Source organism: Mesorhizobium sp. M7A.F.Ca.US.006.04.2.1, from assembly GCF_004022915.1.
GTDB classification, from domain to species: Bacteria; Pseudomonadota; Alphaproteobacteria; order Rhizobiales; family Rhizobiaceae; genus Mesorhizobium; species Mesorhizobium ciceri.
Map to the genome: position 1 here is coordinate 1 of NZ_RZQA01001555.1, position 611 is coordinate 611.

1 protein-coding gene is annotated in these 611 nt (G+C 64.5%); it reads left to right on the top strand.

What is annotated here, in order from left to right:
- On the top strand, nt 1-611 hold a 611-nt coding region (locus EN925_RS38695; RefSeq protein ID WP_245487486.1), incomplete at both ends, for a thiamine pyrophosphate-dependent enzyme.

Genomic DNA, 611 nt, shown 5'->3' on the forward strand with positions numbered 1-611 from the left:
CTGCGCGACTGGTCCGGCTGGGCGAAGGAATGCCAGGCTCGCAAGAAGACGATGAAGCGCAAGACGCATTTCGACCAGGTGCCGCTGAAGCCGCAGCGTGTCTATGAGGAGATGAACAAGGCGTTCGGCCGCGACGTCACCTACGTCACCACGATCGGCCTGTCGCAGATCGCCGGCGCGCAGTTCCTGCATGTCTACAAGCCGCGCAACTGGATCAATTGCGGCCAGGCCGGCCCGCTCGGCTGGACCTTGCCGGCTGCCCTTGGCGTGCGCGCCGCCGATCCCGACCGGACCATCGTGGCGCTGTCGGGCGACTATGATTTCCAGTTCATGATCGAGGAACTGGCGGTCGGCGCCCAGCACAAGCTGCCCTATCTCCATGTCGTGGTGAACAACGCCTATCTCGGCCTGATCCGCCAGGCGCAGCGGGGTTTCTCGATGGACTTCGAGGTCGACCTTGCCTTCGAGAACATCAACCGGGCAGGCGATCCCGAGGCCGGCTACGGCGTCGACCATGTTGCCGTCGCCGAGGCCATGGGCTGCAAGGCGGTCAGGGTGCGCAAGCCGGAAGAGTTCGCCGATGCCTTCAAGGAGGCGCAGCGGTTGATGAA